Consider the following 14,120-nt stretch of genomic DNA (forward strand, 5'->3'; position numbering starts at 1 on the left):
GGTGACCAAGTTGGGGCGAATCCGCACCGAGTTCCTCCTCGTCGCCGTGCAGCTGGGGGCGCTCGCGTTCATCCTCGGTGTCCCCAACCTCCGCGCCGTCGGCGACCTGGTCAGCAGTGGCTTTGCCACCAGTGCCAACGTCGTCGCCCTGCTCGCCGTGCTGGTGTGGACGGGGACCATCGTCCTCGCCGTCGTCGTGCTCGTGCGCGCGCTCCGGGCTGTCGACACCCCGCGGAGACGGAGTGCTGTGGTTCCCCTGCTCGCGCTCGTCGTGGGCGTCAGCTGTCTGGGGGTGGGCATCGCCCGCCATCAGAGCGCTACCTTCCAACCGTGCTGCGGGTCGCTCGAGCGCGCCCAGAGCCTGCTCGAGGCGGGCCGATGACCAGCCGAACGCTCGTCGTCGTCATCGAGCCGCGGGCTGACGCGCTGCGCATCGCCGCAATCATCGACGGACGCTCCGGCCTGGGCGGCGACGAGGTCACCGCGATCGTGCCTGACGAAACTCTGCTCGGTGACGGCTTCTGGAGTGGGGAGGCGGCGCAACGCTGGTGGGAGGAGATGCAACTCGACGACCGCGCGGCGGTGATGCTTGCCCGCGATCGTCCCGGGCTCGCTGCCGTCCTCGCCGGCGTCAGCGCGCCGTGGATCGTGTGGTGCAACGATGAGGCCGCGGTCGCCGCGTATGGTGGCGCTCCGTCGGTGACCACGATGTCGGCCGGCAACGTCGAGGACCTCGCCCAGCGCTGCGCGGAACACCTCGCGGGCAGCGGGTGGCGCTTCGGCCACCGCCCGTCGTGGGGTCCGTTCCGGCCGCGGGAGCGCGCGCCGTCATCGCAGGGGTTCGTCGATCCGCCGTTGTCGTCGACGGAAAGCAGCGACCCGGCCGTCGCCGCACCAGCCTTCGAGCGTCAGACGCCACAACCCGCGGTGGTCCCGTCCGCTGCGTCGAGTGAACCGTTGCCACCGCTGCCGACCTTGCAGTGGAACTCGCCGGACACGTCACCCGCGACTGTCGGCGCCCAGCTCTCGGTTCTCGCCGACGTCGATGAGGACGAGAACGAAGCGAAGACTGGCGAAAGTGCGCGCGTCCTCGCGGCGAGCATGGCGATGGCGGAGGCGCTCGCGCCGGTCAACGGCCACCGTCAGCCATCCGGCATCGGCCGCCGGATCGGCGCCCTCTTCGGCCGCCCCGACCGCAGCACCGTCGATACCGGTGCCGTCGGTCAGAAGTTGGCGGCGCGGCACGACACCGTCGTGCTGGTCGGCAGTCGCAAGGGCGGTGTCGGCAAGACCACTGAGAGCCTTGCCCTCGGCTTCCTCGGCGCCCAGGCCGTCGAGGTGATGGGCGGGTCCACCGTCGTGCTCGACGCCAACCTCACCAACGCCGATATCTCCGTGAAGCTGCACCTCCCGACCGCGGCTCCCACCGTGCGCGACCTCCTCACCGCGCTGCTGAGCAACACCACCGCGCCGACGCCCGTCTCGGTGCGACGCTCGAGCCTGCGTGTGTACGGCGAACATCGCGAGACGGAGAGATACGAGGCGCCGGAGGTGGCGCTGCTCGCCGACCACCTGCGCCGCTCCTACACGCTGGCCGTCGTCGACCTCCCCAATGCCATCCCCGGACTCGAGGACCGAGCTGAGGCCGTCGTCGACGCCTGGCTGCCTCACGCCGACGTCGTCGTCATCCCCGTCGACACATCGATGGCCTCCTTTGAAGGTGCCGCGGACATGCTGGCGGCGGTGGCCGCAGTGAAGGAAAGGCACCAGGCATTCAATCCCGGCGTCGTCGTCGCCTTCCTCCGCCCCACCGACATCGACCCACGCCGCGTCGCTCCGGACCTCGACGAGACTCTCGCCGCCGTTCGAGATCTCGGCGCAGCTGTCGTCGACATTCCCGAGTCCTCGCGGATGGCGATGGTGGACTGGACCGACCACCCCGTCCCGCTGACGGACGTCGACGCTCAGGTGACCCGGGCGTACTGGGAACTGCTCGACGCCGTGGTCACGGCCCGCGGGGGAAGCGACCGGTGAGCGACATCGGGTCCCTCCGCGCCCGCATCGAGGAGCGCCGGGCGCGGGCCCATCTGCTCCGCACCGGCGTGCCCTTGGCGACGCGACGCTGGCGACCGCGCCGAGGGTGGGAGAGCGCAGCGCGCGCTGCGGCATACATCATTGCCCTCGGCTGCACCATTGCCGGCGCCGCCCTCGCGGTGTCGGAACCGTCCACGTCTGTGTCGATGACCGCGGCGACGTACCGCATCGGTGCAACAACGCTGCACGCGAACGGGTCGGGTGTGTACCTCGGCGACGCGGCGCTCGTCGTCAGCCGCAGCGATGTCGGCATCGTGCGCAGTGCCGCGGACACCAGCAACGGTGGACGTGCGGAGAGCGGCGTCTGCTTCCTCTCTGCGAGCGAGCGACAGGAGCGGTGCGTCTTCGACCTCGGCACCACCTCGATGTCGGCGGTGGACACTTGGAACGGCAGCGGCTGGTCGCGCCGCTACGACGACGGTCAGCAGGTCACCATCCCCTCCGACACAATGGCGCCCGTTCCGTTCGCGGTGGGACGATGACAACGAAGCCCACAGTGCTGCTCCTCGAGGACACTCGCTCCGAGCGCGAACAACTTCGCGAGTTGCTCAACGGGTTGGGCCTGGCGGTGACGGCGACGGAGTCACCGGCGATGGCACGCAGGCTGGTCATGCGTGGGGCGGACCTCGACCTAGCGGTCATCGACTGGGACATGGCCCATGCCAATGAGGACGAGCCAACCTCGCGCAGAGTCCTCGAGGCACTGGCTGAGAACGCCCGCGGCACTCCAACGGTGGTCTATGCCCGCAACATGATGCGCACCGCCGTCGTCGATGCTGTCATGCACGCCCATCCCGGCGCACTCATCCACGACAAGGACCAAGGTCTGTCCTCGCTGGAGGAGCGACTGGTCGGACTGCTCTCTGCGCAGGTTGGCGACCTTGTGCTCGACAACCGTCAGCGCAGCTTCGTGCACCACCTCCCGAGTGACACACGATTCAAACACCGCGCCGGATTCCGACTCATGACAAGCCATCCCCACGATGTTGTGTTTCCCCGTGACGACCGGGCGATGCAGTCCGGCCTGACCCGCTTCCGCCAGTGGCTCGACGAGGTCGAATCGTCCGTGCGCGTGCTGTCCCTGGGCATGGCCACCCACCGGTACCGGCTCGAAGTCACAGAGAACCGACGTGCGCATCACCACTGACGAGCTGGCTGAGTTGCCGCTGGCTGCCGCCTGGTTTCGTGCCGACGGCTCGCTCGCTGCAGCCACGCCGGAGTGGAACGGCGCCGGAGCGGACACCGTCCAGTACCGGCTCGGGTCGTTGCGCCTAGTGGTTGCCACGCCCGGTCACGACCCGGCGATCGCAGCGCTGAGCGAGCGCGTCCTCGAGGAGCTGGATCTCAGCGCGCGAACAGCTCCGGCGGCCGCCGAATCCGTCCGCCGATGCGCACGGGCCGGTTTGCATCTCGTCATGGGCCGCCCGGACTTCACGCCGCGCGTTGCGGCGGATGTGCTCGCGACGGTTGCCACTGCGGCGCGCGAGGAGAACGTGCAGGTGACGGTTGGACAGACGGACGCGGCCGAGGTGCGTGGGGGCGACACCGTTGCGCTCGTCCTCAAACAAATGGCCGTCAACGCCCACCGACATGGGGCTGCCCGGCGGATCGTCGCGGACTCCACGGAGGGACGTGACTTCCGCGTGCGCTGGCGCGGCGAGGAGACCGGCACGGCGATTCGGACGTCGCGGCATCCCGACAGACGAGAGCGCTGGGGACTGGCGCTGGTACGGCTCGCGGCAGATGCCCTCGGGGCGACGGCCGTTCCCGCCCACCACAACGGCGACGGTGCATCAGAGGCCCGTTTCGTGCTTCTTCCTCCGACGGCGCGCTGCAGCCTGCCACTGGCTGCACTCGACGTAAACGGGCGCGTGCAGCGGGCGTCTCGTGCGTGGGACGAGGAGACGCAGTTGCCGCCCCGGAGCACGGTCAGTGGCAACTTGGCCACCCTCGTTCGCCAGGCTGCCGCTGCACCAGGCACCGTCGCTCAGGCCGACGGATTCGTTGCGCGACGCGGAACCACCGCGACATGGGTCGCCCTCATCCCACGCTCGATACGCGAGTACGCGCGCGACCTCGTGGCCGGCGTCATCCACGAGGCAGTCCTCCTCGGCGAAGGGGAATCGAGGCTGCGCGTCACGGGAGCTGCACAGGCTCTGGCGCTCGCACTTGGGGCACCCACGGAGATGTGGCTTCGCGAGGCATTCGACGCGCAGCTGCCGGCCGCCTGTGCCGCGTACGGGACCCCGCCCCCGACGGTGTGCGGTGAGGGTCGCGACATACCCTCGGCGCCATTGATCGCCTTTCTGGCGCATGAGGGTGGCGGCGGAGTGCTCGCTCGTACTGACGGTGTGTGGGTCTTCCGCCCGGCCCGCCCGTCCGCAGTCATGTCACACCTGGCCACCGATGGCGTTCAGCTGTGACAGTCGGAGTGGCAGGCGTCGACGCAGCTAACGACAACCACCAGTCGACCCACTGGAATCCCATCAGGTGCGCATGGGTCGTGAGGCCCTCGCGAGTCCTGCTTCGCGAGGTTGCCGCTCCCAGCTCCACGACGCAGCTCGTGGTGTTTCGGCGCCACGTGTTCGTCGCTCGACGCGACCCAATCACGAAAGGATGACGCTATCAACAGCAGGCGCTGGCCTGAGCCCGTATCGTGAGAGCCAGTGGCACCCATCAGCTTCACCTTGGACCACAACTGTCTGATCGCTCTTGAGCAGGAGGAGCGCTACTCCGTCGCAGTGAGGTCACTGGTCTCGCTGCACGACGGAGCTGGAGTGGTGGTTCGGGTCGTCGCAGTCGGCGCGTCCGAGCGGCTGCCCGGGAAGCACCTCGCAGGAAACTACTCTCAGTTTCAGAGTCGGCTTGACGCCTTGGGCATCGCGCACCTACCGGTGCTCAATCCACCGGTGGTGCTCGACGTCAGCTTTTATGACCACGCATACCTAGCCGACGACGATGAGGGCGACCCGCATCAACGAGTTGGCGCAGGTTCTGTTCGGACGGAGGTTCACCGAACTCGAACGATCGCCGCAGTGTGATGTGCTCAGCTTCTACTGCCACCGTCGGCATAACGCCGAGGTCTTCGTTACAAGCGACGGTAACTTTCTGAGGAAGCGCGGAAGGCTGAGCGGGCTCACAGCGTCCGCGATCGTCGATCCGGAGGCGGCGCTCGCACTGGCTCTCGAGCACACGCGCTGATGCATGAGCTGCTCCCTCGCGATCTCCCCGCCACGTCGCTGGCGCTGAGCTGGAGGGTGTTCGGGCGATCTCCCGAATGAGGACACTATGAGGACACTCGTATGCCATGCTCTCGGTCATGGACAGACGCACCCCGGCTCTCACTCCACGTCCCAGCACTGACCGTCCCCGTCCATCCGCCGGCGGCGGGACCGCAGCCGACCCCGTAGAGCGGCATCTCTCTGCTCTGCGTGTCGTGCCCGACATCACGGTCCCGTCCGCCACTGGCGGTCCGGCGTATCGCTCAGTCGATCACGCCGCCATCGCCGCGGTTCTCCACACGCGCCGTTCGCACGTGTTCGCAACCACCGTCGACCAGTACCAGGAGAGGGAGACCCGATGAACACCGTTGTGGCCGGCATTGTCACTGCATCGCCCAACCCAAACGACGTCCCTGGGGCGCCGCAGCTGCAGCAGCTCTTGAGTGGGGCCATGTGGCTCGGGATCGTGTCCTGCATCGCTGCCATGATTCTCGGCGGCGTCGCCCTCGGGCTCGGCCGCCATGCCGGCAACCCCCACTGGGCGGAGCGCGGCAAGGTCGCGATCTTCGGCGGGTTCGTCGGCGCCTTCCTCATCGGCGCTGCCGGCGCAGTGGTCACCTTCGCCTTCAGCCTCGGCAGTCAGGTGAGCGGGAGCTGAGATGCGGCTCATCAACGGCAACCGCTATGGCGCATCCAGCGCTGCCCGCACACGCGTCGGTGTCGGTGTTGGCCTGGTGCTCCTTGTCACGGTCGCATTCGGCGTCGGCCGCGGGACGCGTACCCCAGCTCCGACTACTCAGGTGCCGCCCGCGGCAGCACCGGCAACGCCCGCAGTCCTTCCCATGCCACAACTCGGCCCGGCGGTCCAGACGCGGGCTGGAGCCGCGAACGCCGCAGCGGCCGTCGACTGCGTCCTCGGCGGGCCGCTGGTAACCACCCCAAGGGCATACGAAGCAGCCTTGGCACAGATTCTCGCCTCCGACAGGACGGGCACGGCCGCGCAGATCGCCCAGCAGGAGTCCGCGCAGATCGACGCGCAGACCGGTGTCGTCGCGGCTGCCGCCGGCGGGACTCGAACGTACGTCGGCTGCATCCCCTTGGGATACCGCGTGGAATCGTTCACGTCCTCCACCGCGTCGGTGTCGGTGTGGACCGAGCAGATCGTTGCCGTCGAGGGCCGGTACGCGCCGGCATCCGCCTACATCACCGAGACGCTGCAGTTGGTATGGCGCGGCGGTGCATGGAAGCTCGAGTCGAGTGAACTGCTCGACACGGCGTGGGCGCCGGCGCCCCTGGAACCGGCGCTCGCCGAATCGACAACGCTGCCCGCGCAGCTGCTCACGTTCACACCGTACGGGGGGAGCTGACGTGCGCCTCCGACTTCTCATCGCCGCCGTGATCGTCGCCGGGATTCTGCCGCTCACGGTCACCATGGTCCGCGCTGACCTCACCCCGGCGCAGCAGTGTGGCCAGAACAACGCTGGCCATCCTTTCGGCATCGCCGCGCCGTGGGATGGCGCGTGCTGGTCGGCGGCCCTCAATGACGTCACCCACTTTGCCGCCGACTCCGTCGCCACGACGATTACCCGCTGGGTGATGTCCGGTGCTGTGGAGACCACCGATCTGCTGCTCAACGAGTTCGGCTCCGGGACGACCACGCGGGCCGACTTCAGCTCCCCGTGGTTCCAGAAGGTCTACTACGGGGCCACCCCCCACAACGGCACGGCGTTCCCCAACCAGCCCGGGGCGCTGACCATCGCCGAACTACTGGCCCTCCCGCTACTGGTCATGACCGTCATCGCCGGAGTGCTGCGCGGCGACATCGGGGGCGCCGTCAAGACGGTGCTGGTGCGCCTGCCGCTGGTGGTGATCCTCTGCTTTGCTTTCATCGTCGTCCTGCAGCGCGTCTTCGACCTCGTCGATGCGCTAAGCACGTGGGTCGTCGGCGGCACCACGACGGACTTCCAGACGTGGGCGAGCCGCTTCGACCCGAGCAATGTCCCGGCCGACTTCGCGGTGGTAGTCATCTGCATCGTCATCATCGTGGCGACGCTGATCGCCTACATCGAGCTCTTCGTGCGCAGCGCGATGATCTACCTCGTCGTCGCCTTTGTCCCGATCATCTCGGTCGCGACTCTGTGGCAGGGCTCGCGGAGTGCGCTGCGCAAAACCGTCGAGTTCCTCGCCGTCATGACCCTCAGCAAGCTGGTCATGGCCTTCGCGTTCCTGGTCGGTGGCGGCGCGCTCACCGCCGGCGACGCCTCAAGTTTCGCACCGCTCCTCGTCGGGGCGGTCATCTTCGCGGTGATCGCCTTTGCGCCGCTCAGTCTCTTCGCGCTCATCCCGTTGGTCGAGGTGGCCGCCACCGGTGCGGTGGTGGGCATGGGCGCGCGCTTCGGCGGCCGCATGGTCAGCGCCGGCGTGGACCGCGGCCGCGGCATCATCGGGGGCGCCCCGGCGGCGGTTCGTTCGCTCGGTGGCTCGAGGAGCCAAGCGTCGTCCGCGGTGGACGCCGGTGCGCGCCTCCGGCCGTCGGCGGCCGGGGCGGGGGCGGGGGCGTCCCCGGGCGCCGGCCTGGCCGTAGCTGGATGGGGCGCCGGCTCCGCGTCTTCGTCCGCACCGGCGGCTGGCGCAGCATCCGCTGAGACACCGCGCGAGGCCGAGGCCGCGCCCGCTGCCACAACAGGTGGCGACACGCCCGGTGGGTCCGGCAATGTCTGAGGGCGCGCGCTATTCGTTCGGCGCCCGCGACCGCAGCGGCGTCGTGGTCGGGCTTCGCGTTGGCCAGCTCGCCGTCCTCGCGTCCGGGGCCGGCGCCGCCATGCTGCTCATGCTCGCCAGTCACGGCTCGTTCCCCGTTGGTGCGCTGGCGGCTGCGACGCTGCTCGTCGCCGTCGGCTGTGCCGTTCTCCCCGTCGGCGGCCGGGCCGTCGACGAGTGGTGCCCCGTGCTCCTCCGCTGGATGCTGTCCGGCCGCGCGTGGCGCAGCACCGCACCTGCCGAGGGCGAGCTGGTGACGGCTCGCGAACTACTCGTCGATCCGCAGCCGTCCCTGCCGCCGACCCTCCGCGGCGTGACCATCCTCAGCGTGCGGATTGCCGGCGGTGCGTGCATCGGCGTGGTGCGTGATCCGCGGCGACGAACCTTCACCGCGGTGATCCGCGTCCGCGGCTCCTCCTACGCACTGCTCAGCGATCGCGAGAAGTCGGTGCAGCTCGCCGCGTGGGGCACAGCGCTCTCGTCCCTCGCGTACGCCGGCACCCCGGTGGCGTCGCTGCAAGTGGTGGTCCGGTCGGTGGCTGAGGACCCCGACGGGATGGCCCGCTACCTCGACCAGGCCGGCCATGACGACGCCGGTTCGTCGCTCCGTGCGAGCTACGCCGGGCTCGTCGACGCGGCGGCGCCGGTGACCCAGGCGCAGGAGGTGTTCGTGGCGCTCACTATCTCCGAGCGCCGCGCCGGCCGGGCCATCGCTGCCGCGGGAGGCCACGACGGCGGTGCCATCACCGTCCTGCTCCGCGTCCTCACCCAGATGCAGACGCAGCTCGGCCGTGCCCACATCCACGTTGACGGCGTGCTGCCGCCCCGGCTGCTCGCCCTGGTCCTGCGCGAGGCCTGGGACCCCACCGCGGCGCATAGCCTGCGCCGCCGCTCCGCACGCGACCTCGCCACTGCCGGCACGGCCCTGCACGGCGCCGGACCACAGTCGACGATGTCGTCCTGGCGCCACCTCATCACCGACGGCGGCTGTGCCCACGCTACGTACTGGATCAGCGAGTGGCCGCGTATCGAGGTGGGACCGAACTTCCTCGTCCCCCTGCTGCTGCAGTCGGCGGTCGGGCTGACCTTCGCCGTGACGATGGCGCCGGTCGACCCGCGCCGCGCCCAGCGCGACCTCGAGGCGGCCCAGACCGCCCACCGCAGTGACGAGATGCTCCGCGAGAAGCACGGCTTCCGTACGACGGTCAGCAACCGCCGCCAAGCGGAGTCGATCGAGGACCGCGAGCGCGAGTTCGTCGACGGCCACGCCGACTACCGCTTCTCCGGGTATCTCACCGTCAGCGCGGCGTCCGTCGACGCGTTGGACGCGGCCTGCTCCGACGTCGAGCAACAGGCACGCAACTGCCGTCTCGACGTGCGTCGCATGGACGGCGAGCACGACCTCGCGTTCACGTACACACTGCCGCTCGGCCGGGGGCTCTCGTGATCCTCGACACGGTCCATCACCCCGCCCACCGGGTCACGACGGCGCACCTCCAAGTTGTGTACCCCGGTGTTGCCCAGGACTCGCTCGGCTCGCGCGGAGCCTACATCGGTCGCGACCTCCACGGCGGGTCCTTCTGCTACGACCCATGGGAGCTGTATGCGCGCGGCGACCTCACCGGCCCCAACATGCTCGTCATCGGCCAGATCGGCCGCGGCAAGTCGGCGTTCGTCAAGACGTTCGTGTACCGCCAGTTGTTGTTTGGCCGCCACGCCGTCCTCCTCGACCCCAAGGGCGAGAACGCCGCCCTCTGCGCCGCGGTCGGCACCGAGCCGATCGCGCTCCGCCCCGGTGGTGCGGTCCGCTTGAACCCGCTCGACGCGGTCCCGGGCATCGGTGTCGACGCCCATGACGTCCTCCACGCCCGAACCTCGCTCGTCGCCGCCCTGCTCGGCGCCGTCCTCGCCCGGTCGGTGACGCCTGAGGAGATGGTCGGCATCGAGGGCTCCCTCGTTGCGGCCGGCGTCGGCGGCCGGATGCCGACCCTGCGCGGGGTTGTGGACGCGCTCCTCGCCCCGGGCACGTCGGCGGCAGAGCTCGCCCGCACGACGGTCGTCGCCCTCGCCGAGGGGACGCGGACAGCCGGGCTCGCCCTCCGCCGGCTCGTCGACGGCGACCTTCGCGGCATGTTCGACGCCGAGACGTCGGGAACGGTGCACCTCGACGACCGCCTCGTCAGCTTCGACCTCGCCGCGCTGTACCAGTCGCCGGCCCTCGGACTGCTCATGACGTGCGTCGCCGCCTGGCTGCAGGACCGCCGACGTGCGCCGTCGCATCGTGGTCATCGACGAGGCGTGGGCGGTGCTCGGCAACCTCCAGACAGCGGAGTGGCTTGCCGCCAGCTACAAGCTGTCGCGCTCGCACGGCGTGCAGTACATCGCCGTCCTCCACCGCCTCAGCGACCTCCTCGCTGCCGGGATGGAGGGGTCGCGCCAGCACAAGCTCGCCCGCGGGCTGCTCAGCGACTCCGAGACGGTCGTGGCATACAGTCAGCCGCCGTCGGAGATCGAGGCGACCGCACGACTGCTCGAGCTCAACGAACTGGAGGCGGAGTACCTCGGCCAGCTGCCGCGGGGGATGGCGCTCTGGAAGGTGGGGCGGCGGAGCTTCATCGTCGAGCACGTACTCGCGAGAGGGGAGCTTGCCATCGTCGACACCGACGCGCGCATGGCTGTGGACCCCCGGGAGTTCGGGAATTCTGAAGGGTCAGCTGGCGGGAACTCCAGGGTGGTAGGCCATGCGTAGCCTACATCGAGTCTGGAGTTCGCAACGTCCAGCCATGACCTTCGGCCAGGTCGGGGTGCCCGACGGTGGCGCCGTAGCGCAGGGCGGACGAGACCGAGATGCCGAACAGATCGCAGATGCGACGGATGTCGCCGCCGGTCGCGAGGATCTCTTGGAGGATGCGGTCCTCGCGCAGGGCCTGGGGTCTGAGCTTCGTCCTGAACCACGGGAATTGGCGGCCCACGGGGATGACGCGTGGGGCGCTGCGGCGGCTGACGAACAGGTGGGGGTTGATGCTGCCCGGCCAGGTGCTCACTCGGTGGTCGAGCCATGCGGCGAGCCGGACCCGCACCGGGCCGGCCAGAGGGATGACCCGGTCGCCCAGGGTGAGCCGTCCGTCGACGATGTCGGTGAGCGTGAGGTCGAGGAGCTCTTTGCTGGTCAGGGCGTGGAATGCCACCAGTGCGACGGCCAGCGCGATGGCGGGATCGGGCGAGTTGAGCGCTTCGCGGATGGCTCCGGTGTCCAGGGGCAGGGGCACAGACCTGTTCACCGGCGTGACGCGCATCCCGCGGGTGGGGTTGATGAAGATCAGCTTGCGGGCTTTCAGAACGGTGAACAGCGACCGAAGCCCGTACTCCGCGAAGTTGCGTCGGGATCCGCCCGCGGGCAGCGAGGCGCGCACCTGCTCAGGTGTGATCTCTGCCAGGGACTGGTGTCCGGCAGCCGCCCATGCTTGCACAATCGGCGCCGCCCCGAGGATGTGGATGCGCGCCGTCTGCGGGTCGCGGGAGCGTTGCCGAGGTGGGGTTGTGCTGCCGTTGAGCATGACCTCGAGCCAGATCTTCAGCTCGGCAAGCATCGGCGCCGGCAAGGTCGCGGTCTTCCCGGCGAAGTAGCGGTCGATCAGGGGCTTCCGGTCGTCGATGAGCAGGCCCGCCGCGGCGAGGACGTCGAGGGTGGAGTTGATGCTGCCCCCGTAGCGGGGCAGCTGCAGCACGTCGCTGGCATTGATCTTCGCGCCCGGGGTGTCCTGCAGGACCTGCAAGAGCCGAAGAGAACGGCGGACCTTGTTGCGCTGCTCCTTGCCCCATCCGTATTTCTTGGCGTGGTCACGGACGACGTCCTGGCAGTAGCGCAGCAGGTCACTGTCCGCGGCCAGGGCACGCGCCCTGACCACCTCGGGGTCGGGATCGACCTCGAGCAAGGGCATCTGCCGCCACGAGAGCGGCGTGAAGTTCTTCGGGCCAGCCTGTGGCGGCTCGTCCTTGAGACGCGGGGTCCTGGGTCGCTGGAACTGCATGTTGGCGAGGAACAGCTGCTGCCCGTAGCGGTTCGCTCCGGCGAGGTCGAGGGCGCGGCCCGGTTCTTGCAGTGTGCGAGCCTGCTCCAAGCAGAGCCGGCAGGCACCCCAATCGCCGACCCGAGTGTTCCGGCCGCAGTACTGGCAATCGCCGAGCGGGTAATGGGTCTGCCACCAGCGGCAAGACCAACAGAGCGAGGCGTAGGCTCGATAGACGCCCCAGGCCAGGCAGCCTCGGCACGAGCCCGCATACAACCGCCCGCCGGGGTGGCACCTCTCGCAGAGGCCCTCGCTGAAGTACTGCTCCGACCCGCACCTGCGGCAGGCCGGTGGGGCGAACGGGCCGCCCGGCAGGCATTCGTAGCAATAGTCGACGCGCGGCCTGACCCAGGCGACTCGGTTGACCTGGCAGGCAATACAGCGCGCCGGGGGACGCGTCAGAGGGGCGGTTCCGACCGGCCTCTGCCAAGCCGCGGCGCCACCATTGGCGGAGCAGCATCCCCGTTCGCCGCGTGCTCACGCGAGCGCCGGCGAGCTGCGACCTTCTCCGGCTCAGGGATCAGCAGCGCCGCTGGGTCGCAGCTCAGCACCGCGCAGATCACGTCGAGATCATCGAGCCGGATCGTGGTCGGTGTTCCCGTCCACAACGCCGACATCTTCCCAGCGCTGATCTCCAGACCGGCGTCGGCGAGTAGCCGGCGCAGTTCGGTGGACTTCCAGATGCCGCGTTCAGCGGCCCTCAACCTCAGACGCCATTGCATGACTTCACACCTCTCCCTCGAAACGGGTCTCCACGCGCCGGTTCGCGTGCACCCAGGCCTGTTCGATGTGGTCGCTCCGGACGTGGATGTACCGGGTGGTCGTCGACAGCCACTCGTGCCCGAGCAGCTCCTGGAGCGCCTTCAGATCCATCCCGCTGCTATACAGCGAGGAGGCGCAGTGGTGGCGCAACACGTGCGGGGTCAGTCGCCCCGACCACCCCGGCAGCCATCTCCCCGTCTGCGCGGCGAGCCCCTGACGCAGGCTGTCGTCACTGGCACGCCCGTGCCGGTCGAGGTCGGGGTCATACCGTTCACTGGGCAGCATCGGCGCGTCCGGATCGGCACCGTCGTTGCCGAACTGGTGCCGGACCTCGGCCAGCCACCAGTCGATCAGCTTGTCGGCACCGTTGATCGCCGGCACCAGGCGGGCCCTCGGCCCCCGGCCCCGGCTTCCCTTGCCGTGCCGGACGTGCAGCTTGCCGAACTCGCCCAAGTCGGGGCGCCAGTCACGTATGTCCAGCATCCGAGTCTCGTTGATCCTCAGGCCGAGGCGGCGCCACAGCGACGCAGCGAAGTAGTCGCGAGCGGCGGGCAGGTACTTCCTGGCCGCGGGGACCGACACGCGCCACTTGGCGAACAGGCCATCCACCTCCGCGTCGGACGGCGGCACCCGCACCTTGCCCAGCGAGGCGCCCGACTGCCGGTTGAACTCGTCGATCGGCTGCTCGACCACGACGCCCGTCAAGGCCAGGATGTCGTCCTGATATCGCGCGATCACGAAGTCGTAGCAGCGAGCCAGCGCCCCTGCCTTACCAGCGCGAGTGCTCACGGTGCGCCCCGCACGGCGCATATCGGCCAGGAACCGGTCCGCGTCGTCACACCCAGCCGACCAGAGCGGTCCTGGCAGCGAACGAGCAAATTCGATGATCGTCGCGCGGGTGTGGCTCACATGTCCGTCGCTGAAGCCGGCCGCCGCCATTGCCAACGCGTATTGATCGACGATCTCCTGCTCGAAATCCTCGACGTCGGCGGCCGTCGGCAATCCCCGGGGCGAGCCCAGGTTGCGGATGACCGCCAACCTCATCGACGGCTCGCTTCAACTAGAGCGTGCATCCGTCGAGTATACAGACTTAGCTTCACGAATCATGAAAGTCCGTCACTCCTTAGGAGCGGGCACCACAACCCAGAGGCCGACCTCAGAAGCGCCCTCCACCCGCCGGGAAGCCGGAACGAACATGCGGGAATGGAGACAG

15 protein-coding genes and 1 pseudogene are annotated in these 14,120 nt (G+C 69.3%); 13 read left to right on the forward strand and 3 right to left on the reverse strand.

Annotation, left to right across the window (positions count from 1 at the left end; translation table 11 throughout):
• Position 1 precedes the first annotated feature (1 nt).
• The 13 genes and pseudogenes from JF886_RS14260 to JF886_RS14315 all read left to right on the forward strand — a co-directional run bounded on the left by JF886_RS14260 (position 2) and on the right by JF886_RS14315 (position 10,824).
• Positions 2-382, forward strand: coding sequence for a hypothetical protein (locus JF886_RS14260; protein WP_337313586.1), 381 nt, complete (start codon positions 2-4; stop codon positions 380-382).
• Entirely contained in the window at positions 379-2,034 is a 1,656-nt protein-coding gene (locus JF886_RS14265; protein ID WP_337313588.1) for a ParA family protein, read from the forward strand. Before JF886_RS14260 ends, JF886_RS14265 begins: the two co-directional genes overlap by 4 nt.
• Positions 2,031-2,576 (forward strand): hypothetical protein, encoded by a 546-nt coding sequence (locus JF886_RS14270; RefSeq protein WP_337313590.1) that lies wholly within the window; start codon positions 2,031-2,033, stop codon positions 2,574-2,576. Before JF886_RS14265 ends, JF886_RS14270 begins: the two co-directional genes overlap by 4 nt.
• Positions 2,573-3,241, forward strand: coding sequence for a hypothetical protein (locus JF886_RS14275; protein ID WP_337313592.1), 669 nt, complete (start codon positions 2,573-2,575; stop codon positions 3,239-3,241). The genes JF886_RS14270 and JF886_RS14275 overlap by 4 nt, the downstream gene beginning before the upstream one ends.
• Positions 3,225-4,517, forward strand: a complete 1,293-nt coding sequence (locus tag JF886_RS14280; RefSeq protein WP_337313595.1) for a hypothetical protein — start codon at positions 3,225-3,227, stop codon at positions 4,515-4,517. The genes JF886_RS14275 and JF886_RS14280 overlap by 17 nt, the downstream gene beginning before the upstream one ends.
• A gap of 535 nt (positions 4,518-5,052) precedes the next feature.
• The gene (locus JF886_RS14285) at positions 5,053-5,295 is read left to right on the forward strand and encodes a hypothetical protein (RefSeq protein WP_337313597.1); all 243 of its coding nucleotides are present in this window, start codon (positions 5,053-5,055) and stop codon (positions 5,293-5,295) included.
• A 118-nt stretch (positions 5,296-5,413) separates the two neighbouring features.
• On the forward strand, positions 5,414-5,677 hold the full coding sequence (locus JF886_RS14290; RefSeq protein WP_337313599.1) for a hypothetical protein: 264 nt from the start codon (positions 5,414-5,416) through the stop codon (positions 5,675-5,677).
• On the forward strand, positions 5,674-5,973 hold the full coding sequence (locus tag JF886_RS14295) for a hypothetical protein (RefSeq protein WP_337313600.1): 300 nt from the start codon (positions 5,674-5,676) through the stop codon (positions 5,971-5,973). Before JF886_RS14290 ends, JF886_RS14295 begins: the two co-directional genes overlap by 4 nt.
• A 184-nt stretch (positions 5,974-6,157) precedes the next feature.
• Complete coding sequence (locus JF886_RS14300; protein WP_337313602.1) at positions 6,158-6,682, forward strand: hypothetical protein; 525 nt, start codon at positions 6,158-6,160, stop codon at positions 6,680-6,682.
• Between the two features lies 1 nt (position 6,683).
• Positions 6,684-8,036, forward strand: a complete 1,353-nt coding sequence (locus tag JF886_RS14305; protein ID WP_337313605.1) for a hypothetical protein — start codon at positions 6,684-6,686, stop codon at positions 8,034-8,036.
• Positions 8,029-9,522, forward strand: coding sequence for an SCO6880 family protein (locus JF886_RS14310; RefSeq protein WP_337313607.1), 1,494 nt, complete (start codon positions 8,029-8,031; stop codon positions 9,520-9,522). Before JF886_RS14305 ends, JF886_RS14310 begins: the two co-directional genes overlap by 8 nt.
• 185 nt (positions 9,523-9,707) lie before the next feature.
• Positions 9,708-9,764, forward strand: a pseudogene (locus JF886_RS16840) (hypothetical protein); the annotation flags it as partial.
• Between the two features lie 577 nt (positions 9,765-10,341).
• Positions 10,342-10,824, forward strand: a complete 483-nt coding sequence (locus JF886_RS14315; protein ID WP_337313609.1) for a putative type IV secretion/conjugal transfer ATPase — start codon at positions 10,342-10,344, stop codon at positions 10,822-10,824.
• A gap of 1 nt (position 10,825) precedes the next feature.
• Here the strand turns inward: JF886_RS14315 and JF886_RS14320 are convergent, their stop codons facing one another.
• From JF886_RS14320 to JF886_RS14330, 3 genes are all read right to left on the reverse strand, one after another.
• Complete coding sequence (locus tag JF886_RS14320) at positions 10,826-12,196, reverse strand: site-specific integrase (protein ID WP_337313611.1); 1,371 nt, start codon at positions 12,194-12,196, stop codon at positions 10,826-10,828.
• Between the two features lie 347 nt (positions 12,197-12,543).
• A complete protein-coding gene (locus JF886_RS14325; protein WP_337313612.1) occupies positions 12,544-12,867 on the reverse strand; it encodes a helix-turn-helix domain-containing protein in 324 nt (107 codons plus the stop codon).
• 4 nt (positions 12,868-12,871) lie between these two features.
• A complete protein-coding gene (locus JF886_RS14330) occupies positions 12,872-13,951 on the reverse strand; it encodes a tyrosine-type recombinase/integrase (RefSeq protein WP_337313614.1) in 1,080 nt (359 codons plus the stop codon).
• Positions 13,952-14,120: the final 169 nt, after the last annotated feature.

Source organism: Candidatus Aeolococcus gillhamiae (assembly GCF_016464765.1).
Lineage (GTDB): Bacteria > Chloroflexota > Dormibacteria > Aeolococcales > Aeolococcaceae > Aeolococcus > Aeolococcus gillhamiae.

Coding starts and splice junctions, on each gene's coding strand:
- JF886_RS14265 (WP_337313588.1), top strand. CDS start 379: ATGACCAGCCGAACGCTCGTCGTCGTCATCGAGCCGCGGGCTGACGCG.
- JF886_RS14275 (WP_337313592.1), top strand. CDS start 2,573: ATGACAACGAAGCCCACAGTGCTGCTCCTCGAGGACACTCGCTCCGAG.
- JF886_RS14285 (WP_337313597.1), top strand. CDS start 5,053: ATGAGGGCGACCCGCATCAACGAGTTGGCGCAGGTTCTGTTCGGACGG.
- JF886_RS14290 (WP_337313599.1), top strand. CDS start 5,414: ATGGACAGACGCACCCCGGCTCTCACTCCACGTCCCAGCACTGACCGT.
- JF886_RS14295 (WP_337313600.1), top strand. CDS start 5,674: ATGAACACCGTTGTGGCCGGCATTGTCACTGCATCGCCCAACCCAAAC.
- JF886_RS14300 (WP_337313602.1), top strand. CDS start 6,158: ATGCCACAACTCGGCCCGGCGGTCCAGACGCGGGCTGGAGCCGCGAAC.
- JF886_RS14310 (WP_337313607.1), top strand. CDS start 8,029: ATGTCTGAGGGCGCGCGCTATTCGTTCGGCGCCCGCGACCGCAGCGGC.
- JF886_RS14325 (WP_337313612.1), bottom strand. CDS start 12,867: ATGCAATGGCGTCTGAGGTTGAGGGCCGCTGAACGCGGCATCTGGAAG.
- JF886_RS14330 (WP_337313614.1), bottom strand. CDS start 13,951: ATGAGGTTGGCGGTCATCCGCAACCTGGGCTCGCCCCGGGGATTGCCG.